General features: G+C 53.6%; 21 protein-coding genes. 13 read left to right on the forward strand and 8 right to left on the reverse strand.

Annotated features, from left to right (window positions below; translation table 11 throughout):
• The first annotated feature begins 203 nt into the window (after positions 1 to 203).
• Together AC55FS_RS00715 and AC55FS_RS00720 are read left to right on the forward strand one after the other, a co-directional pair.
• Positions 204 to 761, forward strand: a complete 558-nt coding sequence (locus AC55FS_RS00715) for a DJ-1/PfpI family protein (protein WP_496934144.1) — start codon at positions 204 to 206, stop codon at positions 759 to 761.
• A gap of 58 nt (positions 762 to 819) precedes the next feature.
• The gene (locus AC55FS_RS00720; RefSeq protein ID WP_496934145.1) at positions 820 to 1,122 is read left to right on the forward strand and encodes a ribbon-helix-helix domain-containing protein; all 303 of its coding nucleotides are present in this window, start codon (positions 820 to 822) and stop codon (positions 1,120 to 1,122) included.
• Here AC55FS_RS00720 and AC55FS_RS00725 read toward each other — a convergent pair.
• The gene (locus AC55FS_RS00725; protein WP_496934146.1) at positions 1,105 to 1,893 is read right to left on the reverse strand and encodes a substrate-binding periplasmic protein; all 789 of its coding nucleotides are present in this window, start codon (positions 1,891 to 1,893) and stop codon (positions 1,105 to 1,107) included. The genes AC55FS_RS00720 and AC55FS_RS00725 overlap by 18 nt on opposite strands.
• A gap of 179 nt (positions 1,894 to 2,072) precedes the next feature.
• Positions 2,073 to 3,590 (reverse strand): threonine ammonia-lyase, biosynthetic, encoded by a 1,518-nt coding sequence (gene ilvA / locus AC55FS_RS00730; RefSeq protein WP_496934147.1) that lies wholly within the window; start codon positions 3,588 to 3,590, stop codon positions 2,073 to 2,075.
• A 122-nt stretch (positions 3,591 to 3,712) separates the two neighbouring features.
• Between ilvA and rpiA the strand changes: the two genes are divergently transcribed.
• Both rpiA and AC55FS_RS00740 read left to right on the forward strand, forming a co-directional pair.
• Complete coding sequence (gene rpiA, locus AC55FS_RS00735; RefSeq protein ID WP_496934148.1) at positions 3,713 to 4,384, forward strand: ribose-5-phosphate isomerase RpiA; 672 nt, start codon at positions 3,713 to 3,715, stop codon at positions 4,382 to 4,384.
• Between the two features lie 3 nt (positions 4,385 to 4,387).
• A complete protein-coding gene (locus tag AC55FS_RS00740) occupies positions 4,388 to 7,036 on the forward strand; it encodes an intermembrane phospholipid transport YdbH family protein (RefSeq protein WP_496934149.1) in 2,649 nt (882 codons plus the stop codon).
• On the opposite strand, the gene AC55FS_RS00745 is transcribed toward AC55FS_RS00740, so the two are convergent.
• Positions 7,021 to 7,506 carry a thioesterase family protein gene (locus AC55FS_RS00745; protein ID WP_496934150.1) on the reverse strand — a complete coding sequence of 162 codons (486 nt, stop codon included), beginning with the start codon at positions 7,504 to 7,506 and terminating at the stop codon, positions 7,021 to 7,023. The genes AC55FS_RS00740 and AC55FS_RS00745 overlap by 16 nt on opposite strands.
• Positions 7,507 to 7,846: 340 nt before the next feature.
• Between AC55FS_RS00745 and hemB the strand changes: the two genes are divergently transcribed.
• Genes hemB through AC55FS_RS00760 form a run of 3 tightly spaced genes read left to right on the forward strand, consistent with a single transcriptional unit; the run spans position 7,847 to position 11,234 of the window.
• Entirely contained in the window at positions 7,847 to 8,857 is a 1,011-nt protein-coding gene (gene hemB / locus AC55FS_RS00750; protein WP_496934151.1) for a porphobilinogen synthase, read from the forward strand.
• A 47-nt stretch (positions 8,858 to 8,904) separates the two neighbouring features.
• Positions 8,905 to 11,004, forward strand: coding sequence for a polyphosphate kinase 1 (gene ppk1, locus AC55FS_RS00755; RefSeq protein WP_496934152.1), 2,100 nt, complete (start codon positions 8,905 to 8,907; stop codon positions 11,002 to 11,004).
• Between the two features lie 53 nt (positions 11,005 to 11,057).
• Positions 11,058 to 11,234 carry a DUF3012 domain-containing protein gene (locus AC55FS_RS00760; protein WP_496934153.1) on the forward strand — a complete coding sequence of 59 codons (177 nt, stop codon included), beginning with the start codon at positions 11,058 to 11,060 and terminating at the stop codon, positions 11,232 to 11,234.
• On the opposite strand, the gene ppx is transcribed toward AC55FS_RS00760, so the two are convergent.
• On the reverse strand, positions 11,231 to 12,775 hold the full coding sequence (gene ppx, locus AC55FS_RS00765; RefSeq protein ID WP_496934154.1) for an exopolyphosphatase: 1,545 nt from the start codon (positions 12,773 to 12,775) through the stop codon (positions 11,231 to 11,233). The two genes, AC55FS_RS00760 and ppx, sit on opposite strands and share 4 nt — an antisense overlap.
• 245 nt (positions 12,776 to 13,020) lie before the next feature.
• Here ppx and trxA point away from each other — a divergent pair, with 245 nt between their 5' ends.
• Positions 13,021 to 13,347: a thioredoxin TrxA gene (trxA, locus tag AC55FS_RS00770; RefSeq protein WP_496934155.1), complete on the forward strand. Its 327-nt coding sequence runs from the start codon at positions 13,021 to 13,023 to the stop codon at positions 13,345 to 13,347.
• A gap of 160 nt (positions 13,348 to 13,507) precedes the next feature.
• The gene (gene rho / locus AC55FS_RS00775) at positions 13,508 to 14,767 is read left to right on the forward strand and encodes a transcription termination factor Rho (protein WP_496934156.1); all 1,260 of its coding nucleotides are present in this window, start codon (positions 13,508 to 13,510) and stop codon (positions 14,765 to 14,767) included.
• A gap of 87 nt (positions 14,768 to 14,854) precedes the next feature.
• On the opposite strand, the gene rpoH is transcribed toward rho, so the two are convergent.
• From rpoH to ftsY, 4 genes are all read right to left on the reverse strand, one after another.
• Entirely contained in the window at positions 14,855 to 15,724 is an 870-nt protein-coding gene (rpoH, locus tag AC55FS_RS00780) for an RNA polymerase sigma factor RpoH (protein ID WP_496934157.1), read from the reverse strand.
• Positions 15,725 to 15,863: 139 nt separating this feature from the next.
• Complete coding sequence (ftsX, locus tag AC55FS_RS00785) at positions 15,864 to 16,838, reverse strand: permease-like cell division protein FtsX (protein ID WP_496934158.1); 975 nt, start codon at positions 16,836 to 16,838, stop codon at positions 15,864 to 15,866.
• Positions 16,828 to 17,517, reverse strand: coding sequence for a cell division ATP-binding protein FtsE (gene ftsE / locus AC55FS_RS00790; RefSeq protein WP_496935929.1), 690 nt, complete (start codon positions 17,515 to 17,517; stop codon positions 16,828 to 16,830). The genes ftsX and ftsE overlap by 11 nt, the downstream gene beginning before the upstream one ends.
• A gap of 26 nt (positions 17,518 to 17,543) precedes the next feature.
• Positions 17,544 to 18,860 carry a signal recognition particle-docking protein FtsY gene (gene ftsY / locus AC55FS_RS00795; RefSeq protein ID WP_496934159.1) on the reverse strand — a complete coding sequence of 439 codons (1,317 nt, stop codon included), beginning with the start codon at positions 18,858 to 18,860 and terminating at the stop codon, positions 17,544 to 17,546.
• 130 nt (positions 18,861 to 18,990) lie between these two features.
• On the opposite strand from ftsY, the gene AC55FS_RS00800 reads away from it, so the two are divergent.
• The 4 genes from AC55FS_RS00800 to AC55FS_RS00815 are packed head-to-tail and all read left to right on the forward strand — an operon-like array spanning position 18,991 to position 22,113.
• Positions 18,991 to 19,755, forward strand: coding sequence for a hypothetical protein (locus AC55FS_RS00800; RefSeq protein WP_496934160.1), 765 nt, complete (start codon positions 18,991 to 18,993; stop codon positions 19,753 to 19,755).
• Positions 19,748 to 20,314, forward strand: a complete 567-nt coding sequence (rsmD, locus tag AC55FS_RS00805) for a 16S rRNA (guanine(966)-N(2))-methyltransferase RsmD (protein ID WP_496934161.1) — start codon at positions 19,748 to 19,750, stop codon at positions 20,312 to 20,314. Before AC55FS_RS00800 ends, rsmD begins: the two co-directional genes overlap by 8 nt.
• A gap of 9 nt (positions 20,315 to 20,323) precedes the next feature.
• The gene (locus AC55FS_RS00810) at positions 20,324 to 21,847 is read left to right on the forward strand and encodes a GNAT family N-acetyltransferase (RefSeq protein ID WP_496934162.1); all 1,524 of its coding nucleotides are present in this window, start codon (positions 20,324 to 20,326) and stop codon (positions 21,845 to 21,847) included.
• The gene (locus AC55FS_RS00815; protein WP_496934163.1) at positions 21,844 to 22,113 is read left to right on the forward strand and encodes an acylphosphatase; all 270 of its coding nucleotides are present in this window, start codon (positions 21,844 to 21,846) and stop codon (positions 22,111 to 22,113) included. The genes AC55FS_RS00810 and AC55FS_RS00815 overlap by 4 nt, the downstream gene beginning before the upstream one ends.
• The last annotated feature ends 5 nt before the right edge of the window (positions 22,114 to 22,118 follow it).

Below are 22,118 nucleotides of genomic sequence, written 5' to 3' on the forward strand. Positions count from 1 at the left end.
CCTCAAGCTCCGCAGTACCCTGCTACTACCACTGCGCTGTCGACATCATCTAATCCAATTAAGAGCTTCTCAATGGATAAGGCCGATGGTAGCTACCCACTCCAGTCCTACTTGCCTGAAGCTCAGTAGTATCCTGCTACTACCACTGCATTATCGACATCATCTAATCTGTTGAGGGCTTCTCAATGTAAAAGGATGACACTATGGCGACAATTCTCATTTTGACTGGCGACTTCGTTGAAGACTATGAACTGATGGTGCCTTTTCAGGCGCTGCAGATGGTGGGACACCAAGTCGATGTGGTATGCCCTGAGCGCAAAGCGGGCGACACTATCGCTACCGCTATCCATGATTTCGAAGGTGATCAAACCTACACCGAAAAACCTGGCCATCGATTTACCTTGAATGCGGACTTTGCTCAGGTTCAGGCGCAGCAATACGACGCGCTGCTGCTGCCTGGCGGACGCGCGCCTGAATATCTGCGCCTGAATGAACAGGTACTGACCTTGGTGCAAGAGTTTGCCCAAAGTGGCAAACCCATTGCTGCCATCTGCCACGGTGTGCAAATCCTGACGGCCGCTGATGTCATTCGCGAACGGAAGATATCCGCTTATCCCGCCTGCGCACCGGAAGTGAAGTTGGCCGGTGGCCTGTATGCCGATATTGATGTCACCGAAGCGGTTACGGATGGCCAGTTTGTGACGGCGCCAGCCTGGCCCGCACACCCGGCCTGGTTAGCACAGTTTCATGCGCTGCTGTAACACTGCATGCCCCTTTGCTGTAGGCTGCTCATAGCCTACGGCCCTACACGAGGTGAACATGTGTGAACTCTACTCTAACGCCGAACCTGAGCTATTTCGTCTGCGGACTCGTTCGATCCGCATTGATGGCGTGGTTACCAGCATTCGTTTGGAGGGGGTATTTTGGCAGCTACTGCAGGACATCGCTGACAGCGAGAGACTAACGTTAAGTACCTTCATCAGCCGCTTGTATCATGAAGCTAGCGACGTAACGGGCAATAATTTTACTTCCCTGCTTCGTGTCGCTGGCACGACCTATTTGAATCAGCAGCGCCGATTAACGATGGCACCAATGACGTCTGAGCTACTCGATAGTGGTTGAGGCGCTGGTGCGCCAGTCTTCAATAGCCATTTTTAAGAAGCCTTCCATCACTTTGTCCTGCTCGGCGTTTTTCAACACCGCTTCCAGGCGCTGACGAAATTCAGGCGTATTGCATTTGGACTTTTTCGACATGGTCAGATACAAGGGCTCTTGTGATACTGGTACCGCCAGTGGTTTTACATCGGTTATGCCCAGCTGCGAGGCATAGGCACGGCCGGGGTTGAGTTCATAGATAAAATAATCGACCCGATCGCCCTGCAGCATGCGCAAGCCTTGCTCTAGTTTGACGGCCTCATGGATGGTCAGATTATTGGCCGCATATTCATCGAACTCTTGGCCAAAACTATTGTTGATTACTGTTACCCCCTGGCGACCGACCAGATCCTTCCATTCACTGTATTCAAATGGACGGTATTCACTCACCCAGACTGCCGTGCGGGTTAACTGAAACGGCGGATAAAGATAGTCCATACGTTCGGTACGAGGTTTAGTAAAAAAAGCACCAGCGATAAAATCGATATTGCCTTTAGCCAGTTCTTCTTGAGTTCTGCCCCATGGGCCAACATAGCCAAGGGAAATACTGATACCCATTTGCTCGCCAATGTAGTCCATCAACCTGGCGTTAGCCCCCACTAGCAGTTGTGGATTACCAGCCGGGCGCCATAAATAGGGCGGGTACTCAGAATTTCCGCTGGCCTTAAAGTTCTTACAGTCGGCGGCAAAGGCCAACGCAGGCAGCAATAAGATGAATAATGGCGCTATCAACTTCACGGCGAATCTCCCACTAAGCATTCACACCCTATGACGGGCGGTTCTTACTACCAATACTAGTCGCGCTGGGTTTGCTGCAGCGCCTGCGCAGTGTAGCTCCACCTGACATGAGTGACAGTGTCAGCAAGCGGCGCTCTGTTACTGAGCGCAACCTTGTGAATGTCGATAGCTAGAGAAAATCACTTTAAAAACAAGTGATAAGCAGCATTATCGCTTTCATCCCAATAACGATAGCCCAACGCTTTCAAATACTTACGCAGCTCAGCCTCGGTCCCTTCCGGCACCTGTAGCCCCACTAATACACGGCCGTAGGCAGCGCCGTGATTACGATAATGGAACAGCGAGATATTAAAGCGCTTGCCTAAGGTACGCAGGAAATTAAGCAACGCCCCTGGGCGCTCTGGAAACTCAAACCGGTACAGGTGTTCGTCATCTACGCTGGCCGGTGCATGGCCACCGACCATATGACGAATATGATATTTTGCGATTTCGTTGTCCGTCAGGTCGGCAACGGAATAGTCACCGGCCACCAACTCATCCAATAACGCCTGACGAGCACCCGGCTCAGCACTGACTTTCACCCCGACATAAATCTGCGCGCGGTTATCATCGCCGTAGCGGTAGTTAAACTCTGTGATTGGACGCTTACCCAACAGGCTGCAAAACTTCTGGAAACTACCAGGCTGCTCGGGAATCGTGACTGCTAGAATCACTTCTCGCCCTTCACCAATTTCAGCCACTTCAGAGATGTAACGTAAGCGGTCGAAGTTAACGTTGGCGCCGCTGAGGATGGCAATCAGGTTCTGATTTTCACAACCTTCACGCTCGACGTATTTTTTCAGACCAGCAACACTCAATGCGCCTGCGGGTTCGCACACCGCACGGGTATCGTCAAAGGTATCTTTTACCGCCGCACAGATTTCATCCGGCGTCACCGTAATCACCTCGTCAACGTGATCCTTGCAGATTTCCCAAGTATTTTCACCGACCTGGGCCACCGCCACACCGTCAGCGAATATGCCAACCTGCGGTAATATGACTCGCTCACCGGCTTCCAACGCAGCCGCCAGCGACGCGGACTCTGTGCTTTCAACACCAATAATGCGTACTTCCGGGCGCAGTGCTTTGACATACGCGGAAACCCCGGCAATCAGACCACCGCCGCCGACTGGAATAAATATCGCATCAATCGGGTCACGCATCTGGCGCAGGATTTCCATGCCGATGGTGCCTTGTCCAGCAATGGTTTCCGGATCATCGTAAGGGTGGATATAGGTCATGCCCTTTTCTTCCACCAACTTTTGCGAATAAGCATAAGCATCGTCAAAGGCATCGCCGTGCAATACCACCTTTGCACCGCGTGCTTTCACCGATTTCACCTTAATTTCAGGAGTGGTCCGCGGCATAACAATGGTGGCTTTAATGCCTAACTCTTTGGCGGCCAATGCCAGCCCCTGAGCATGGTTACCGGCTGAAGCCGCCACTACACCACGGGCTTTTTCTTCTTCGCTCAGTTGCACCACCTTGTTATAAGCGCCACGAATTTTGAACGAATACACAGGTTGCTCATCTTCACGCTTCAGCCAAATTCGGTTGCCCAAACGCTCTGTCAGAAATGGCGCCTGATGCAGAGGCGATTCAATAGCGACGTCGTAAACCCGCGCCGATAGAATTTTCTTCAGATACTGATTCAACATGGACAAGTCTCAAGGCTGATGCGGCCGGCTGACCGGTGCGAATAACAAAGCGGGCATTGTAACTCAGTCATGCATATAATTCCCGGCACCGACTTTAAGCCCCTTAACCGCAAGTGATACCGATGACACAAGATCAACTGAAACAAGCCGTCGGCCAGGCCGCCGCAGACTACATTCGCCCACACCTGGAAAAAGACAGCATTATTGGCGTCGGCACTGGCTCCACCGCCAACTGTTTTATTGATGCCCTAGCCGCACTGAAAAAAGACTTTGAGGGCGCAGTGGCTAGCTCCGAAGCGTCGGCCGAACGCTTGCGTAGCCATGGCATTGAAGTGTTTGATCTCAACCAAGTAGGCAGCCTGGAGTTTTATGTGGATGGCGCCGATGAAATCAATGAGCGCCTGGAAATGATCAAAGGTGGCGGCGCCGCTTTGACCCGCGAAAAAATTGTCGCCGCCGTTGCTAAAACCTTTATTTGTGTTGCCGACGCCAGTAAAGAAGTGGGCTTATTAGGGCAGTTTCCTTTGCCGGTGGAAGTCATTCCTATGGCCCGATCTTATGTCGCGCGCGAACTGGTCAAGCTGGGTGGAGACCCTGTGTATCGTGAAGGCGTGGTTACCGACAACGGCAACCAAATTTTAGATGTGTTTAACCTGCACATTGCCTCGCCAACAGAGCTCGAAAATCGCATCAACCAGATCGTCGGCGTCGTGACTAACGGCCTGTTTGCCCAACGCCCAGCCGATATTCTACTGCTGGCAACTGAACAGGGTGTGCAACAACGTCAGTTGTAACCCATGCGACGCTGGTGGCGACGTCTACTGTGGAGCCTTGCCGGCAGTACGGTGTTACTGCTGGGGCTGTTGCTCGCTCTGCCCTGGCTGCTGAAACCGACGCTCAATCAATGGGCCAATCAAGCGCTACAGTGGAGCGGCGTCGGTGCCGGCCAGGTACAGATAAGTCAGTGGAGCTGGCACAAGCTGGTAGTCGATGATGTTGATATCACCCTAATTGACGGCAGCCAGATCCGAGTGCAACAGCTACAGCTCAGCTATCGCCCGCTGGCATTGCTACGCGGCGAATTTCAGCAGCTCAGCATCAACAGCATTGATATTGAGCAGACGTCGGAACGATTAACCCAGGTCGCTCAGCGCCAGGCACAGCGCTCCGGCGCGGCCTTATTGCAACAACAGCTTGATCTACCGCCACTGCAGCAATGGTTGCAAATTCCGCTAGGGCGCATCCAAATTGACCGTTTGGCACTGCGCAATGAGCATTTGTCGAGCCAGCTGCAAGCACGTTTTGATGAAGGCTTGTGGCGACTTTGGGGGCAGCTGCAATTACCCGAACTGAACCAGCCGTGGCAACTGGAAGCGCAACTGCAGGTTGGCGGTGCTTGGTTACTGATGCTGTCTGAGCAACAGCAACGACTCTTACAATGGCACGGCCATATTCGCCAACAAGAGGGGCTCACCGAACTGGAAGTCAATCAGTACCTGAACCTAGCCCTGTTGCAACAACGTTTACCAGCACTGCCACTGACAGCGTTAAACAGTGTTTCAGGCAAGCTCACTGCCACGCTACCATCTTCCGCCAAGCTGCCCCAGGATTTGGACATCAGCGCTGCATGGCAACTGCAAACGGATGCCGTTCAGTCGACCGACGCTCAGATCAAGGGGGCTGATGTACAGCTGCAGATCGACAAACGCCATCAACAACCGTGGCAATTTTCCGTTTTAACCTCGGCTATCAGTGCCAGCCAAGGACGACACCAGCTGCAACTGCAAGCCAAGCTACAAGCCAGCTGCCAGGCCAACCTGCAACAGTGCCAACTGGATGGGCAACTTCCTGCCAGCATTCAAACTGACGATGCCAAAGCCACACTGCAGCTCGATGCCGCTGGCCAATGGAATACCGACACAGGCTTGCAATTACAGTTGCCGATCAACGCCAGCGCTCAGCCAAACAACGAGCAACTTAGCTTGCGACTAGATGCCAGCGGAGAATGGCAATTGCACTGGCAGCCAGGTTCAGGCTTAACGCTCCATTCTGAACGGGGCGTGCAACTCATAGCGCAAGGCCAGATACATAACTGGAAAGTACCCGCTTGGCACAGCCAGTGGCTGCAACAGATACAGCTATCGTGTCAGCCTCAATGCCAACTACTGTCGCCCGTTAAGGCCAGTTGGCAAGCCGCGACCTTAACTCAAACCGATGCCGCTCTCACCACGGATGTGCAACTGCAGCCCGGCGACATGGAATGTAGCTTGGCCATTGATCTTGGCCAAAGGCCACTCGATCAGTTGCCGTTATTGGCACACTGCCAGCTAAACGCAGCAACCCAGCCATCGCATTGGCAAGGCTGGCAGCTGGCCGATACTCAACTGACCATGGAGTTGGCGCTGTCCAGCAACCGTCTCAACGGTCAGCTTCAATTAACCGCAGGTGAGCAGGCCCTCGCTTTGCAAGCCGATTTTCGCCATCATCGGCAGCGAGGCGGTCATTTGCAATGGTACTTGCAGCCGACAGAACTGGCCGCTCCGGCCTTAGAACTCAATAGCTGGCGCAGTGTGAGCAAAATTCAGTGGTTGAGTGGTCAGTTATCTGGACAAGGCTGGCTACATTGGCAACCTGATGGCCGAGTGCAGCCCGATATGACGCTGCGACTGTCGAACGTCAGCGCCAATATCGACAATCGTGTCGCCCTTGAAGGCTGGCATGGTTTTACCTCGTTACGCCAGCAAGGGCCGACCTTAGCCGTTGAAGCCCAGCTGGCGGGAGATCAGCTCAATCCAGGCATTGCTTTAACCGATTCACTACTGCGCCTGAGTGCTCAGCTCGTGCCGTTGGATGTCATGCAGCCCTGGACGGGCCTTGACTACATCACCGCCCAGCTGCACGAAGGGCGCACCCGGCTGCTGGGCGGTACAGTGCGAATTCCAGAAGCACGCTACGACAGTCGCAAAGACATCAATGCCTTCGGTATTGCCGTCGACCATATCGAATTGCAGCAAGTGGCGGCGCTGGAAGCCAAAGCCGAGGTGCAGGCAACGGGCGTTATGGATGGCGTGCTGCCCATTGTCATCGGCCCACAAGGCCCGGAAATACCGGCCGGTAAACTATTTGCCCGAGCGCCGGGAGGCACACTGAGTTATCACAATCAGGCCAGCGCAGCGTTAGGCAGCAGCAACGACACGGTCGCCATGGCAATGACCTTGCTGCAAGACTTCCAATATAACGAGCTGGAATCTGCGATTCGCTACCAGCCCGACGGTAGTCTAAATCTGGGACTGGCCTTTGCAGGGCACAATCCCGATTTTTTTGATGGCCAGAGCACCCGGCTTAACGTCAATCTTGAGTACAATCTGCTCGATTTACTGCACAGCTTGAGGGTGACGGACAACCTAGTGCAGGAGCTGGAACAGAAATATCAACCGCACAAATAAGTGCCGGTCCCCACGGCAATCAAAGTGCCCTGTTCGTTGTGAAACTCCATACGCGTCACCGCCACCTTGTTACCAATACGCAGCAAGGTGGCACTGGCAACAAACTCTTCGCCTTTGCCGGGCTGTAAAAAGTCGACGCGCATATCAATGGTACCGAGTGTCGATAACTTTCTGGCATGTTGCTCTTTTGGCACATCATCGCGGTGCAAGCGCTGCCAGGTCGCCACCAAGGCCATGGCACCACCGGTCACATCCAGCGCTGTTGAAATCGCCCCACCGTGCAAAATGCCCTGCAACCAGTTACCGACCAGATCGTTTTTCATCGCCATGGTGAACTCACAGCGCTCAGCACTGAGCAACTTGGGCTTAAGGCCCAACACCTTGTTAAACGGAATTTGCTCAACAAAATTGAGCGCTAACTTAAGCTCCGTGTCACTAAAGCCTTCGGCGGTCAGGGTTTGCTCACTCATACTGTTTCCTTATTATTCTGCTAAAAAAGCGCTCGCCGCCATTGAAAACCGGCTGACAGCGTCATGTCGGTGTCACATCGATCACCTATGTTAGGCCAGCGGCTGGCCGGAACAATTGCCAAAACGCCAGTATTCATTGGCATATCGGCTCACGGCTTTGGCACACGGACGTAATAAAGGGTCAATGAGCCGTGACAAAAGCTTCAGCGAGGCGTAAAAGACGCACTGACTTGCCGCATGTCATCGCCACAACCGGCTAGAATCGGCAGCATGGCGCCAGCGCCGTATCTGAACCACAAGTTCACTGCAAGCTTCCCCCCAAATCCACAGGAGTGTCATCATGGCTTTCACCGATGCCCAACGCTTTTTCCCCGAAACCCGAATGCGCCGTATGCGCCGCGATGACTTCTCTCGTCGGCTGATGCGAGAAAACAGCGTCAGCATCGATGATCTGATTTACCCGATGTTTGTATTGGAAGGCCATCAGGAGCGTGAGGCGGTCAAGTCCATGCCGGGTATCGATCGTCTGTCGATTGATTTAATGGTTGAAGAAGTTCGCCATCTGGCTAAGTTAGGTCTGCCTGCCGTGGCGCTATTTCCCGTTACGCCCGCCGATGCCAAATCAGAAATGGCAGAAGAAGCCTTTAACCCCAACGGTTTGTTGCAACGTGCCGTACGTGCGATTAAAGATGCTGTACCGGAGCTGGGCGTCATTACCGACGTAGCTTTGGACCCCTTCACGATACACGGCCAAGACGGCATTCTCGATGGTGAAGGTTATGTGCTCAACGACATTACCGTTGAGACTCTAGTCAAACAAGCCATGTCCCACGCTGAAGCTGGTGCTGATGTGGTCGCCCCGTCCGACATGATGGACGGCCGCATCGGTGATATTCGTGCCGCACTGGAAGGCGAACGTTTTGTTAATACGCGCATCATGGCCTATTCCGCCAAATATGCCTCGGCCTATTACGGTCCTTTCCGTGATGCGGTAGGTTCTGCTGCCAACCTCGGTAAGGCCGATAAAAAAACCTATCAAATGGATCCAGGCAACAGTGATGAAGCCTTGCACGAAGCGGCGTTGGATCTGGCTGAAGGCGCCGATATGGTGATGGTGAAACCTGGCATGCCGTATCTGGATGTGGTGCGTCGCATTAAAGATGAGTTGAAGGCACCTACCTTTGTTTATCAGGTCAGCGGTGAATACGCCATGCACAAAGCCGCCGCTCAAAACGGCTGGCTGGACGATGACGCCATCATGCACGAATCTTTGTTATGCATGAAACGCGCAGGTGCCGATGGCATTCTGACGTACTATGGCAAACAATACGCTGAATGGCTTGATCGCTAATATGTATTCGCGGCGCTAGGCGCCGCTTTTGTGGATAAGGAACCGGCATGTCCGACGCGCTACCCGATGACAACATCATCACCGACCTGCACAGCCCCGAGTTGTATTTTAATCGCGAACTCAGCCATCTGCAGTTCAACATCCGGGTATTGGAGCAAGCGCTGGATGACCGCCACCCACTGCTAGATCGCCTGTTTTTTCTCTGTATCTTTAGCAAAAACCTTGATGAGTTTTACGAAGTTCGGGTCGCAAATCTGGTGCAGCAACTGACTTATGGCCGCGAGCAGGCCGGTGCTGATGGTTTGCATCCCAAGCAGGTACTGAATGAAATCCATCAAATTTGCAGCGATACCGTAGAACGCCAGTATAGTATTCTGAATGACGTGGTGTTGCCGGCTTTAGAGCAGGAAAGCATTCGTTTTTTACGTCGCGCCGATTGGACTAAAGCCCAACGCGAATGGGTAAAACAGTACTTTTTTGATTACCTGCAACCCTTGATCAGCCCGATTGGATTGGATCCATCGCATCCCTTCCCTCGTCTGGTTAATAAAAGCCTGAACTTTATCGTCGCGCTGGAAGGCAAAGACGCCTTTGGCCGTGAAACCGGTTTGGCCATTATTCCCGCACCGCGCTCTCTGGCACGTATTATCCGCTTGCCCGATGAACTATGCAGTGGCGGCGACAATTTCATCTTCTTGTCATCGGTCATTCACGAATATGCCGACGAGCTGTTCCCCGGCATGAATATCAAGGGCTGTTATCAATTCCGGGTGACACGCAACGCCGATCTGGAAATCGACCATGACGAAGCCGCCGATTTGGCCTCAGCGCTGGAAGATGAGCTGCACAGTCGCAACTTTGGCGAAGAAATGCGCCTGGAAGTGGCCGATAACTGCCCAGAAGAACTCACCGAATTTTTGCTACGGCAGTTTAATCTCGAACGTGGTGATTTGTTCCAGGTCAATGGACCGGTGAATCTGTCACGCTTGATGGAAGTGCTGGATCAAATTGACCGGCCTGATCTGCAGTACACGCCGTTCACCCCCGGACTGCCGAAAAATCTCAGCTTTAAAAAGAGTATTTTTGAAGGCATTCGCGATCGCGACACCCTGTTGCTGCATCCATTTGAATCCTTTACCCCAGTCGTAGACCTGCTGCGTGAGGCGGCCAAAGATCCAAATGTTCGTGCCATCAAGCAGACCTTGTATCGCACTGGAGCTAAATCTGAAATCGTTAACGCGTTAGTCGATGCGGCACGCAGCGGTAAAGAAGTCACGGTGGTGATTGAGCTTCGTGCTCGCTTTGATGAAGAAGAAAACCTCTATCTGGCCAACCGTTTGCAAGAAGCCGGCGCGGTGGTGGTGTACGGTGTTGTGGGCTACAAAACCCATTCCAAAATGATGCTGATCGTACGCAAAGAAGGCGATAAATATAAACGCTATGTGCACCTGGGCACGGGCAACTACCACGCCGGCAATGCCAGGGCCTACACCGACTACAGCTTTTTAACCTGTGACGACTCCATCGGCGAAGACGTGCACAAGTTGTTCCAGCAGCTGACCGGTATGGGTGAAGCACTAAGAATCAAAAAACTGATTCATGCGCCTTTTACCCTGCATAAAAAGCTACTCGAACTGGTCGATCGTGAACGTGCCCATGCCGAGGCTGGCAAACCGGCCCTAATACGCATGAAAGCCAATGGCCTAACCGAACCTAAGCTGATTCGGGCGCTCTACAAAGCGTCTATGGCAGGCGTTAGGGTGGAGCTGATTATTCGCGGCATGTGCTGCTTGCGTCCTGGAGTGCCCGGTATATCCGACAATATCGAGGTACGCTCGATTATCGGTCGTTTCCTGGAACACACCCGGGTGTATTACTTCCACAATAATGGCAAGGACGAAATTTACGCCGGCAGTGCCGATTTGATGGAGCGCAACCTGCTGCGCCGTGTCGAGACCGCCTTTCCAGTCGACAACAACAAACTGAAAGAGCGTATGAAAACCGAGCTCGACATCTGTATGCAGGATAATAGCCAGGCCTGGATTCTGCAGCCAGACGGGCAATATCAGTTGATTGTCGCCGAGCCAGAAGATGAAATCATCAGCGCACAAAGCTGGCTACTCGACAAACTCGCTACCTCACGCTAACACCCTCTCGCGGGCTGACATACAATGCGGCCTCCTTTAAATTGGAGGCCTGTATGAAAGCCCTGAGCATTACCCTGGCACTTGTAAGTTGGCTGGCACTGAGTGGCTGCACCCCGGAAGTAGGCAGCAAAGCCTGGTGCGAAATGATGGACGAAAAATCAAAAGGCGATTGGACCGCCAACGATGCTACCGAATATGCCAAAAGCTGCATTTTCCGCAGCGACGACTAATCATCTGCCGCTGGCAACAGCGAGCCGGCCGCTGCATCTTTGATCACTAAATCAAAGCCAGCCGCGGCCAAGTAGTCGCGCTCACTGACCAAATCTCGTAGCGTCAGTGGGTGCTGCTGCAACCAATCGGCAGGAAAGGTCAGTGTGATGCGTTCACCTTTCACCGCCACATCGGGCACCGGCATCTCATGTGCACCGCGACTGTGATTAAGATTCACCGCCAACCGCAACAATAACGCCAAGTAGATAAACTGCTGCCGCCATTGCTGCGAAATGCTGTCAAATTCATGCAAACGCAATTTACGTCGATGACTGCGCACCAACATGGCCAGAGCTGCCTGTCCTTGGCGAGTAAAGCCCAATAAATCGCTGTGTTGTAACAAATAGGCGCCGTGTTTATGGAAGCCACTGTGGGTCAGGCTTAAACCAATTTCATGCAGCTGTGCACCCCAGTTAAGCCAGGCATCCCAAGCGGGCTCGGTCAGACCCCAGTCGCTGCGCACTTGCTGCAGCAGTTGTCCTGCCATTAAGCTGACACGCTCGGCCTGAGCCGAGTCGACATGAAAACGTTCCGCCAACGAGTTCACCACCCGGGCGCGCACATTCTCGTGACTCGATCGCCCTACCAAATCCCACAACGCCCCTTCACGCAAGGCGCCGTCGGAGTAGTGCATCAAATCGAGCTGTAAAGTATCAAACACCGCCTGCAAAATAGCTAAGCCGCCAATAAATACCGCACGACGTTCGACCTTAATGCCGTCCAGATCGACATCATCGATATGAGCAAAAGACAGCATCAACTTACGCAGTTTTTTCAGATTATCGCGACTGATGCCTTCGTTGGCCCAGCCTTGGGCAATAATCGCCTGCTCGGCCGCACGAATAGTGCCAGAGGAACCCACCACATTGCTCCAGCCACAGCGTTTGAAGTTGGTTTCAATATTCAGCAGTTCCTGCCGTGCTGCAGCTACGGCATTGTCGAATGCTTCGGCGGAAATCACGCCACCCGGAAAATGTCGTTGGGTGAACGACACACAGCCCATATGCAGACTTTCCAGCTCCAACGGCTCGAAGCGTTCACCAATAATAAATTCGGTGCTGCCGCCGCCAATGTCGACCACTAAGCGTTTGCCACCGTCGTCGGCCACCGTATGGGACACACCCAGGTAGATCAGCCGCGCTTCTTCACGCCCGGAAATCACCTCGATGGGATAGCCTAAGATGGCCTCAGCCTGATCAATAAAGGCTTGTCGATTGCGTGCTGCGCGCAGTGCATTGGTCGCCAGCACCGACACTCGTTTCGGGTCCATGCCTTGCAAACGCTGGGCAAACTCCCGTAAACACTCCAGGCCACGCTGCTGGGCTTGTTCCGACAAATAGCCCTGGGCGTCGAGTCCTGCCGCCAGCTGTACTTTTTGGCCGCGTTTTTCCAGCGTACGGATTTCATCTTGTAACTCCTGCGCAATCATCATATGAAAGCTATTAGAGCCAAGATCTACCGCAGCCAGCAGCTGATCGGAGGAGGAAGAGGCATCGGTCATGGTTGGTCCTATTGAAATACAGAGCAATCGTCCCTATATCAGCGAATATGCATCGCACCAACGCGTTCGTCCAGAGCAACAGTCTGGTTCTGCAGAACAAATTGATTCCAGACCGGCGAGGCGTACAATGCCGTTAGCTAAAGAACTGCCGCGCTAGCGCAGCACGACAGGTGGCCAACTTAAGCCACCAACGACCATTTTTGACGCTGCCATAGGCAGCACCTGACCTTCCACAGGGGAATACCATGAGCGATAAGATCATCAATGTGACCGACGACTCTTTTGAAGCAGACGTACTGAACTCAGAACTGCCCGTACTGGTAGATTTCTGGGCTGAGTGGTGCGGTCCATGCAAAATGATCGCCCCGGTACTGGAAGAGCTGGCTGAAGATTTTGACGGCAAATTGAAAATTGCCAAGCTAAACATCGACCAGAACGAACAGACCGCACCTAAGTATGGCATCCGCAGCATTCCGACTCTGATTCTGATGAAAGGCGGCAACGTCGAAGCGACCAAGGTCGGCGCTATGAGCAAGTCTGACCTAGCTGCTTTTATCGAGCAGTCGCTATAAGTTGGTCAAAAAGGGCGCAATTGCGCCCTTTTTGCTATAGACACCCATCATTTAACTGTCTATAGTCACTTTCGACCTGACGCCATCCCTGGGCGTAACTCCCCTGTTGCTCACGCAATTTTCCCTAGTAATACGAACAATCTAACCAACCCATATCCTTATGAATCTTTCCGATCTAAAACTGAAATCCGTGCCCGAGCTATTAGACATCGCCAAGTCGATGAAGCTGGAGCACGTCAGCCGTACCCGTAAACAAGACATCATCTTTGCCATCCTCAAGAACCACGCCAAAAGCGGCGAGGACATATACGGTGAAGGGGTACTGGAGATTCTGCAGGATGGCTTTGGTTTCTTGCGTAGCGCCAGCAGCTCTTACCTGGCCGGCCCAGACGATATCTACGTTTCTCCCAGCCAGATTCGCCGCTTTAACCTGCGCAAAGGCGACAAGATCGCCGGTAAGATCCGTCCACCGAAAGATGGCGAACGCTACTTCGCTATGCTCAAGGTCAACGAGATCAATGACGACAAGCCAGAAAACGCTAAGTCGAAAATCTTATTTGAAAACCTGACGCCGCTGTTCCCGAATGAGCGCTTCATCTTGGAAGTGGGCAACGGCTCAACCGAAGACCTGTCATCCCGCGTATTAGACCTCACCGCTCCAATCGGTAAAGGTCAGCGTGGTTTGATCGTAGCACCACCGAAAGCGGGTAAAACCATGCTGCTGCAAACCATTGCACAGTCGATTACCCGCAACAATCCGGAAAGTGATTTGATCGTTTTGCTGATCGACGAACGTCCGGAAGAAGTGACCGAGATGACCCGCTCCGTGCGTGGTGAAGTGGTTGCTTCGACCTTTGATGAGCCACCAGCTCGCCATGTTCAAGTCGCTGAGATGGTGATCGAAAAAGCCAAGCGTCTGGTTGAGCACAAGCGTGATGTGGTGATTCTGCTCGACTCTATCACCCGTTTGGCACGAGCCTACAACACCGTTATCCCAAGCTCAGGTAAAGTCCTGACCGGTGGTGTCGACGCCAACGCCCTGGAAAAACCAAAGCGTTTCTTTGGTGCTGCGCGTAACGTCGAAGAAGGCGGCTCTCTGACCATCATCGCTACCGCTCTGGTCGACACCGGATCGAAGATGGATGAGGTCATCTACGAAGAATTTAAGGGTACCGGTAACCAGGAACTGCACCTGGATCGTAAGATCGCTGAGAAGCGCATCTACCCTGCAATTAATATTCGCCGTTCAGGTACCCGTCGTGAAGACATGATGTTCCCAGAAGGTGAACTGCAGCGTCTGTGGATCCTGCGCAAACTGCTGAGCGAGATGGAAGACGTGCAAGCCATCGAGTTTATCCTCGACAAGCTGCGTCAGACCAAGACCAACGACGAGTTCTTCGACTCAATGCGTGGCAAATAAGCCACGCTCTGTTGTTACGGACTGAGTTGCAGACATAAAAAAGCCGCTGAGTTCAGCGGCTTTTTTATTGGGCGCTTGTCAAAGCGATCAAGCCAGCACCAAATCGGTCCCAATAGCAGTTTTCAGCTTTTTCATCGCGTTCTTTTCCAGCTGGCGAATACGCTCAGCCGAGACGTTGTATACCGCTGCCAGCTCATGCAAGGTCGACTTGTCTTCATTCAACCAGCGTTGCTGCAGGATGGCGCGGCTGCGGTCATCAAGCTGATCAAGGGCATTGGCCAAGCGATCGTTAGCGTCCTGCTCATAGTTATCATGCTCAACCAGACGCGCCGGATCATGGCTATGATCCTCCAGATAATAAGCTGGCGCCTGATAAGCACTTTCGTCGTCGTCATCAACACCGGCATCAAAGGCCGCATCGTACGCGTGCAGACGGCCTTCCATTTCGAATACAGTTTTCTTCTCAACGCCCAGGTCAGAGGCAATGGCTTCCGCCTCGTCGTTGCTTAACCAGCCCAGGCTCTTTTTCTGGCTGCGCAGGTTAAAGAACAGTTTGCGCTGTGCTTTGGTGGTCGCCACCTTGACGATGCGCCAGTTGCGCAAAATGTACTCGTGGATCTCGGCCTTAATCCAATGCACAGCAAAGGACACCAGTCGCACACCCACTTCTGGGTTAAAGCGTTTGACCGCCTTCATCAGGCCGACGTTGCCTTCTTGGATCAAGTCTGCCTGGTTCAGTCCATAGCCGGAGTAGCTGCGGGCGATATGCACAACAAAGCGCATATGCGACATAACCAGCTGCCGTGCTGCTTCCAGGTCACCCTCATAATGGAGACGCTCAGCCAGAGCTTTTTCTTCCTCTGGGCTCAGCACAGGGATCGCATTCACCGTGCTAATGTAAGCCTCCAGGTTAGCGCCTGGTGACATAGCATTGATGGCTTGCAAGCCTTTGTTCATCGAACACTCCTGAAATAAGGATCGTTAATCGGGCCATTGAGGGTCATCAACGGCGAGAGCTAGTCTAGCACTCGCGTTTTACGACCGCCAAGTCCGCAGAGAGTTCCTTTATGGAACAATCCGTACAGTTTTGTCAGTATTATGCCTGCGGTTCAATGTGGTGCAGATGACGACTCACCGACCACCAGGCCCCAAGCCAGGCCATCACCACAGCAGCGCCCAATAATAACAGCGCTGCGCCGGCTGATAACGGCTGCAATGTAAAGGTTGAGCCATATAGTTGTGCCAGTTCAGCCACCGGACCACTCAGCAACCACCAACACACCACCAGCAACAACCAACACATCAGGCCGCCGACCATGCCTATCCATACCCCCAGGTACAGAAAAGGCCGGCGAACATAGGCATTGGTACCGCCGACCAGTTTGACCACCCGGATTTCATCTTCACGGGCAGCAATCGATAAGCGCACGGTATTGCCCACCACCAGCACAATGGCCAAGGCCAGTAAGCAGCCCAATACCCAAATCATGCGCTCACCCAGTTGCAGCAAAGCCAACAGGCGTTGCACCCAGCGCATATCCAGCTGCACCTCATCGACCAAGGGCTGCTGCGACAAGCGCGCATGTAAGGCTTGCAGGGCCGCCGGAGACACCGCCAGCGGCGGCTCTACCAGAATCACTGCCGGTAGAGGATTGTCGGGTAATAACTCCAGCGCCGACGATAAGCCGGTGGCCGAGCTGAATTCACTGAGCGCCTGCTCGGCACTGACATAATCAACACTGGCCACTTGTGGCCATGCTGCAATTTGCTGAGCCAACTGTTGTCCTGCGCTGTTATCACTATCGTGTTTTAAATACACAGATAAGCGTCCCGACTGCTGCAGCTGCCCACCCAGATGCTGCACATTATCCAGCGTCATCCACAAGGCTCCAGGTAGAGTAAGGGCAATGGCTACTACCAACCAGGTCAAAATTGTCGCGGTCGGCTTTTGCAACAGCTTGACCAAGGTTTCCACCGCCACCAACTGGTGATTGGCCAGCCATGCTTTGAGTCTGTGGGTGACGCCAATACGCTGCTCTGACGCGCCCTGGCGTGGCTGCTTATCCGCCATAGATATCATCCTCCATGGCCATGCCACCGGCCACCAACTGACCATGATCAAGAATCAAGCGGCGATGCCCCATTTGCTCAATCAGCGCGATGTCGTGGGTGGCAATCAATACGGTCACACCCACCTGCTGAAAGCGTGCAAACAAATCCATGATTTCTGCCGACAGCTCAGGATCGAGGTTACCGGTGGGCTCGTCAGCTAACAGTAATGCGGGCTTGTTGACCACCGCTCGGGCGATACCGACACGCTGTTGCTCACCACCTGAGAGTTCAATCGGGGTGCGTGCTTCTTTGCCCAAAAGGCCAACAGAATCGAGTGCGGCACGCACACGCCTAGCTGCTTCAGCCGGGCTAAAACCGGCAATCTGCAATGGCAGCGCTACGTTATCGAACACAGTGCGGTCGAACAGCAACTGATGATTTTGAAACACCACACCGATCTTGCGACGATGAAAAGGCACCTGCCCTGGGCGCAGCGATGCCAAATCTTGGCCATCAACAAAGACCTTGCCGCGCGATGGCCGGTCCATCAGCATCATCAGCTTCAACAAGGTGCTTTTCCCGGCGCCACTGTGGCCGGTCAGAAAAGCAAACTCACCACGGCCCAGCTCAAAGCTAACGCCGCTGAGCGCATCGCGGCCGCCGGCATAGCGTTTACTGACACGCTCAAAGCGCACCATAGGATCACGCTCAGTCATAGCCAGGCTCAGTCGTCTTTGCGAAACAAGGCGCGGGTAAACTCATCGGCATCAAACGGCCGCAAGTCATCAATGCCTTCACCAACGCCGATATAACGAACCGGCAGACCAAACTGTTTCGCCAACGCAAAGATAATGCCGCCCTTAGCGGTACCATCCAGCTTGGTCAGGGTCAGCCCGGTCACGCCGATCAGTTGCTGGAACTGTTTGGCTTGGTTGATGGCGTTTTGACCGGTGCCGGCATCCAGTACCAGCATCACTTCGTGGGGAGCGCTGTCGTCGAGCTTTTTCATCACTCGTACGACTTTCTCCAGCTCTTGCATCAAGTTGTCTTTGTTGTGCAAACGACCGGCGGTATCGGCAATCAATACATCGGCACCGCGAGACTGAGCGGCCTGCACCGCGTCATAAATCACCGAGGCAGAGTCCGCGCCAGTGTGCTGCGCGATCACAGGCACATTATTGCGCTCGCCCCACACCTGCAGCTGCTCGACTGCTGCCGCACGGAAGGTATCACCCGCCGCCAGCATCACGCTCTTGCCTTCGCTCTGGAACTGCTTGGCCAGTTTGCCAATGGTGGTGGTTTTTCCGACACCATTGATGCCAACCATCAAAATGACGTAAGGCTTATTTCCTGCATCCAGCGTCAGAGGCTGTTGCACTTGGCCCAGCATGGCCGACAACTCGTCCGTTAACGCATCGTATAAAGCATCGCTGTCGCTTAGCTCTTTGCGGCTCACCCGACGGGTCAGGCCAGTCATAATTTCAGTGGTGGCTTCGACCCCAACATCGGCCATGATCAGCTGAGTTTCTAACTCTTCTAGCAAATCGTCATCGATTTCTTTCTTACCGATTAACAGATCTGCCAGTCCCTCAGTCAGATTGCTGCGGGTTTTGCTCAGACCATCACGAATACGGCTGAAGAAACCGGCCTTTTTCGGCTTTTCCTGCACAGTTTCAACAACAGGTTCAGGTGTCGGCTCTGGCTCAGGCGTCGGTTCTGGCTCAGGTGTTGGCTCTGGCTCAGGTGTCGGTTCTGGCTCAGGTGTCGGTTCTGGCTCAGGTGTCGGTTCTGGCTCAGGTGTCGGTTCTGGCTCAGGTGTCGGTTCTGGCTCAGGTGTCGGTTCTGTCTCAGAAATAGCAGCCACTTCAGGCGCTACGTCCGCCGCCGCTAAGCCATCACTGCTGGTGGATTCGACTGGACTGTCTGGCTGCCCTTGATCGGGCTCGGCTTCACTTGCCGGCAACAAGGCTTCTTCAGCAGCGGGTTGCGGCTGAGCTTGTTCTTCAGCCTTCTTCTTTTTACGCTTAAAAAAACTAAACATGAGGTCACGGTCTCACTGGGCTCAACTACCGGCCACCGGCAAGATGCCGCAGCGGTATATAAAACAGGCCGCTATCCTACCATTAACCGTGCCGGCCCTGTATCCAACTGGTCCACCCTAAGGAAAATCTGTGCGTTTCAGTCGCCCCACCTTGACCGCCATAATGCTCAGCAGCATGTTATTGATTGTCATCATTAACTTGCGCTATCAGCATCAGGAAGATATGCCCCTCGAGCCTATGGTATTGCCACCGCTGCCACAGCAGCCTTGGCACAGCTGGCGCAGCCAAGAAGGTGTTCATATTTGGCATTCCATGACAGCCGCCACCGAGGGGCAATTGCTATTGCTGCTCCAGGATGGCAGCCGCCAGGCTATAACCCTTGCCGCCCAAGACTGGGCCCAGCAACTGCAACAGCTGCCGCACGCAAATCTGCCGCAGCCAGCCAGCATAGTGCTGCGTGGACCCTGGAGCCGGCAAGCAGCCGAAGCGATCAGCTCTTATGTCATAGATAGGTTGCAATTATTACCACTCAACAATGGCGGCACTGATTTGCTGCTGTGCCTGAGTGAGCAACTGCCTGGCGCACTGTGGATCGCGCAGCAACAGGGTAAAGACTGGTCACAGCTGGCCACTATCGAGCCTTTGCAGCAAGCCCGCTGGCCAGATCGACAACAATGGCAACAGTGGCGTCAGCTGCAAGCCAAACGGCTGCGGCAGCAGTGGCTTTCCGATTCCGGACAGATCGACATTCGCCTTCATCTTGCCTACCATCGCTGGCCTGACTCCATTTATTCACAGCTGTACTTGGCCCTGGCCAACAGCCAGCGTCAGGCACCAGAGCAAGCGCAACAATGTCTGCTTTCGACACCGACTTCGAGACCTCGCAGTGACTAAAACACCCTCTCAGCAACTCAGAATTATTGGCGGCGAATGGCGTTCCCGCCGACTGCGTTTTCCAGCCATCGATGGCCTACGTCCAACCATGGACCGGGTACGCGAAACCCTATTTAACTGGCTGCAATTCGACGTTGAAGGCGCGCGTGTACTGGACGCCTTTGCCGGCAGCGGTGCGCTCGGCTTGGAAGCCCTATCGCGCGGTGCCAAGCAAGTGATTTTTCTTGAGAAAAATCCAAAAGCGGCACTGCAGTTAAAAGACAACTTAAAAACTTTGCAGGCCAGCAATGCTCAAGTGTGGGCGGGCGATGCTTTGCAATGGCTGGCAGACAACCCAGAACCGTACGATTTGGTGTTTCTCGATCCGCCCTTTGGCCAGAACCTACTCCAGCCTGCCCTACAGCAACTGACCTTATTGCCTGGCGCTCTGGTCTATGTTGAACATGAAAGTGCGCTGCAACCGCAAATCCCCAGCCATTGGCAGGAACGTAAACGCAAAGACACCAAAGAATTCAGTTTTCGCTTGTTTGAGGTAGGCAGCCCAGATACCAATTCATAAGGAGTCGTCATGCACGATGATCTGCACTTAAAAGTTCGCAACCTGGAAGTCAGCGACTATCCCCAGTTGCAGGCCTTGATGGATAGGGTCTATGACGATCTTGATGGCGCCTGGCCGCGCCATACTATCGACAAGTTGATCGCTGATTTTCCCGACGGTCAGATCATAGTGTTGGATCACGAGCGCTTGGTCGGGGTCGCACTGTCGGTGCGGGTCGACTATCACACCTACAGCAACCCTCACGTCTATGACGACTTGATCGGCCGCCGCATGACCATCCTCAATAACGACGAGGGCGATGCTATGTATGGCCTGGACGTGCTTATCCATCCAGACTTTCGTGGCTACCGTTTGGGCCGGCGGCTATACGATGCACGCAAGGAGCTGTGCCGGCAGCTGAACTTGCGCGCTATTTTGGCCGGTGGCCGTATCCCCAATTACCATCACCACGCCAACGAGATGAGCGCCACTGAGTACATTGCCGCGGTCAGCCGGCGGGAAGAGTACGATCCGATTCTGAGTTTCCAACTGGCCAACGATTTTCAGGTCAAACGCCTGTTAGGCAAATACTTGCCAGAGGATGAAAAGTCCCACGGCTACGCCACCTTATTGGAGTGGAACAACATACTGTACCAACCCTTTGAAGCGGTTATCGACAGCCGCAAAACCCAGGTTCGTGTCGGTGCCGTGCAGTGGCAGATGCGGCCGTTTTCTTCGGTGCAAGATGTGCTGCAACAGGTTGAGTTCTTTATCGATGCCCTGGCTGCTTATCAAAGTGACTTTGCCCTATTCCCCGAGTTTTTTAACGCCCCCTTAATGGGGCTGATCGACAATCATCAGCAAACCGATGCGATTCGTTTTCTGGCCGGCTTTACCGAGCGTTTTCGCGATGAGATGTCGCGCATGGCGGTGAGTTACAACATCAACGTGATTACCGGCTCTATGCCGATTTTGGAGGGTGAATACCTTTATAACGTCACCTATTTGTGCCGCCGCGATGGCACCGTCGAAGAGCAGCGAAAAATCCATATTACCCCCCATGAACGCAAAGACTGGGTCATTCAGGGTGGCGATAGCGTTAAGGTGTTTGACACCGATGCTGGCAAGGTCGGCATTTTGATCTGTTACGACGTCGAGTTTCCTGAGCTCAGCCGACTCATGGCCGATGAAGGCTTAGAGATCTTATTTGTTCCGTTCTGGACCGACACCAAAAACGGCTATTTGCGCGTGCGTCATTGTGCTCAAGCGCGGGCCATTGAAAACGAATGTTATGTGGTTATTTGCGGCAGCTGTGGCAACCTGCCGCAAGTGGAGGCCTTAGACGTGCAGTATGCCCAATCAGCGGTGTTTTCGCCGTCGGACTTTGCCTTCCCACATGATGCCGTGATGGCCGAAACCACGCCCAATACCGAGATGATCATGTTCTCGGATCTGGACATCGACAAGCTGAAACTGGTGCGCAGCGAAGGCTCGGTCAATAACCTCAAAGACCGCCGCCGCGACCTGTATCAACTGCAGTGGTGCCAACCATGAGTGCCTTTAAAGCCTTGGTGAGTGGTCGCGTGCAGGGCGTGTGGTTTCGTGACAGCAGTCGCCAGCAAGCACAGCGGCTCGGCATTACTGGCCATGCCATTAATCTCGACGATGGCCGGGTCGAAGTGGTGGCCGTTGGTACGCAGGCCGAACTTGAGACCTTGCTCGAGTTTTTGCATCAAGGCCCACCCCATGCACGCGTCGACCGGGTTGAAGTTCACTGGCTAGAAAGTGAGCCCAAGGTCAGCGGCTTTACCATTAGCTAATCTTT

This window comes from Bacterioplanes sp. CLAM21 (genome assembly GCF_059641015.1).

Excerpts from the sequence above, each read along its gene's own strand:
- rpoH (WP_496934157.1), bottom strand. The coding sequence starts at position 15,724 with ATGAACAAAGGCTTGCAAGCCATCAATGCTATGTCACCAGGCGCTAAC.
- ppk1 (WP_496934152.1), top strand. The coding sequence starts at position 8,905 with ATGTCCGACGCGCTACCCGATGACAACATCATCACCGACCTGCACAGC.
- trxA (WP_496934155.1), top strand. The coding sequence starts at position 13,021 with ATGAGCGATAAGATCATCAATGTGACCGACGACTCTTTTGAAGCAGAC.
- ppx (WP_496934154.1), bottom strand. The coding sequence starts at position 12,775 with ATGACCGATGCCTCTTCCTCCTCCGATCAGCTGCTGGCTGCGGTAGAT.
- ftsY (WP_496934159.1), bottom strand. The coding sequence starts at position 18,860 with ATGTTTAGTTTTTTTAAGCGTAAAAAGAAGAAGGCTGAAGAACAAGCT.
- rho (WP_496934156.1), top strand. The coding sequence starts at position 13,508 with ATGAATCTTTCCGATCTAAAACTGAAATCCGTGCCCGAGCTATTAGAC.
- rpiA (WP_496934148.1), top strand. The coding sequence starts at position 3,713 with ATGACACAAGATCAACTGAAACAAGCCGTCGGCCAGGCCGCCGCAGAC.
- AC55FS_RS00810 (WP_496934162.1), top strand. The coding sequence starts at position 20,324 with ATGCACGATGATCTGCACTTAAAAGTTCGCAACCTGGAAGTCAGCGAC.
- AC55FS_RS00745 (WP_496934150.1), bottom strand. The coding sequence starts at position 7,506 with ATGAGTGAGCAAACCCTGACCGCCGAAGGCTTTAGTGACACGGAGCTT.
- hemB (WP_496934151.1), top strand. The coding sequence starts at position 7,847 with ATGGCTTTCACCGATGCCCAACGCTTTTTCCCCGAAACCCGAATGCGC.
- AC55FS_RS00720 (WP_496934145.1), top strand. The coding sequence starts at position 820 with ATGTGTGAACTCTACTCTAACGCCGAACCTGAGCTATTTCGTCTGCGG.
- AC55FS_RS00740 (WP_496934149.1), top strand. The coding sequence starts at position 4,388 with ATGCGACGCTGGTGGCGACGTCTACTGTGGAGCCTTGCCGGCAGTACG.
- ftsE (WP_496935929.1), bottom strand. The coding sequence starts at position 17,517 with ATGGTGCGCTTTGAGCGTGTCAGTAAACGCTATGCCGGCGGCCGCGAT.
- AC55FS_RS00815 (WP_496934163.1), top strand. The coding sequence starts at position 21,844 with ATGAGTGCCTTTAAAGCCTTGGTGAGTGGTCGCGTGCAGGGCGTGTGG.
- ftsX (WP_496934158.1), bottom strand. The coding sequence starts at position 16,838 with ATGGCGGATAAGCAGCCACGCCAGGGCGCGTCAGAGCAGCGTATTGGC.
- ilvA (WP_496934147.1), bottom strand. The coding sequence starts at position 3,590 with ATGTTGAATCAGTATCTGAAGAAAATTCTATCGGCGCGGGTTTACGAC.
- AC55FS_RS00760 (WP_496934153.1), top strand. The coding sequence starts at position 11,058 with ATGAAAGCCCTGAGCATTACCCTGGCACTTGTAAGTTGGCTGGCACTG.
- AC55FS_RS00715 (WP_496934144.1), top strand. The coding sequence starts at position 204 with ATGGCGACAATTCTCATTTTGACTGGCGACTTCGTTGAAGACTATGAA.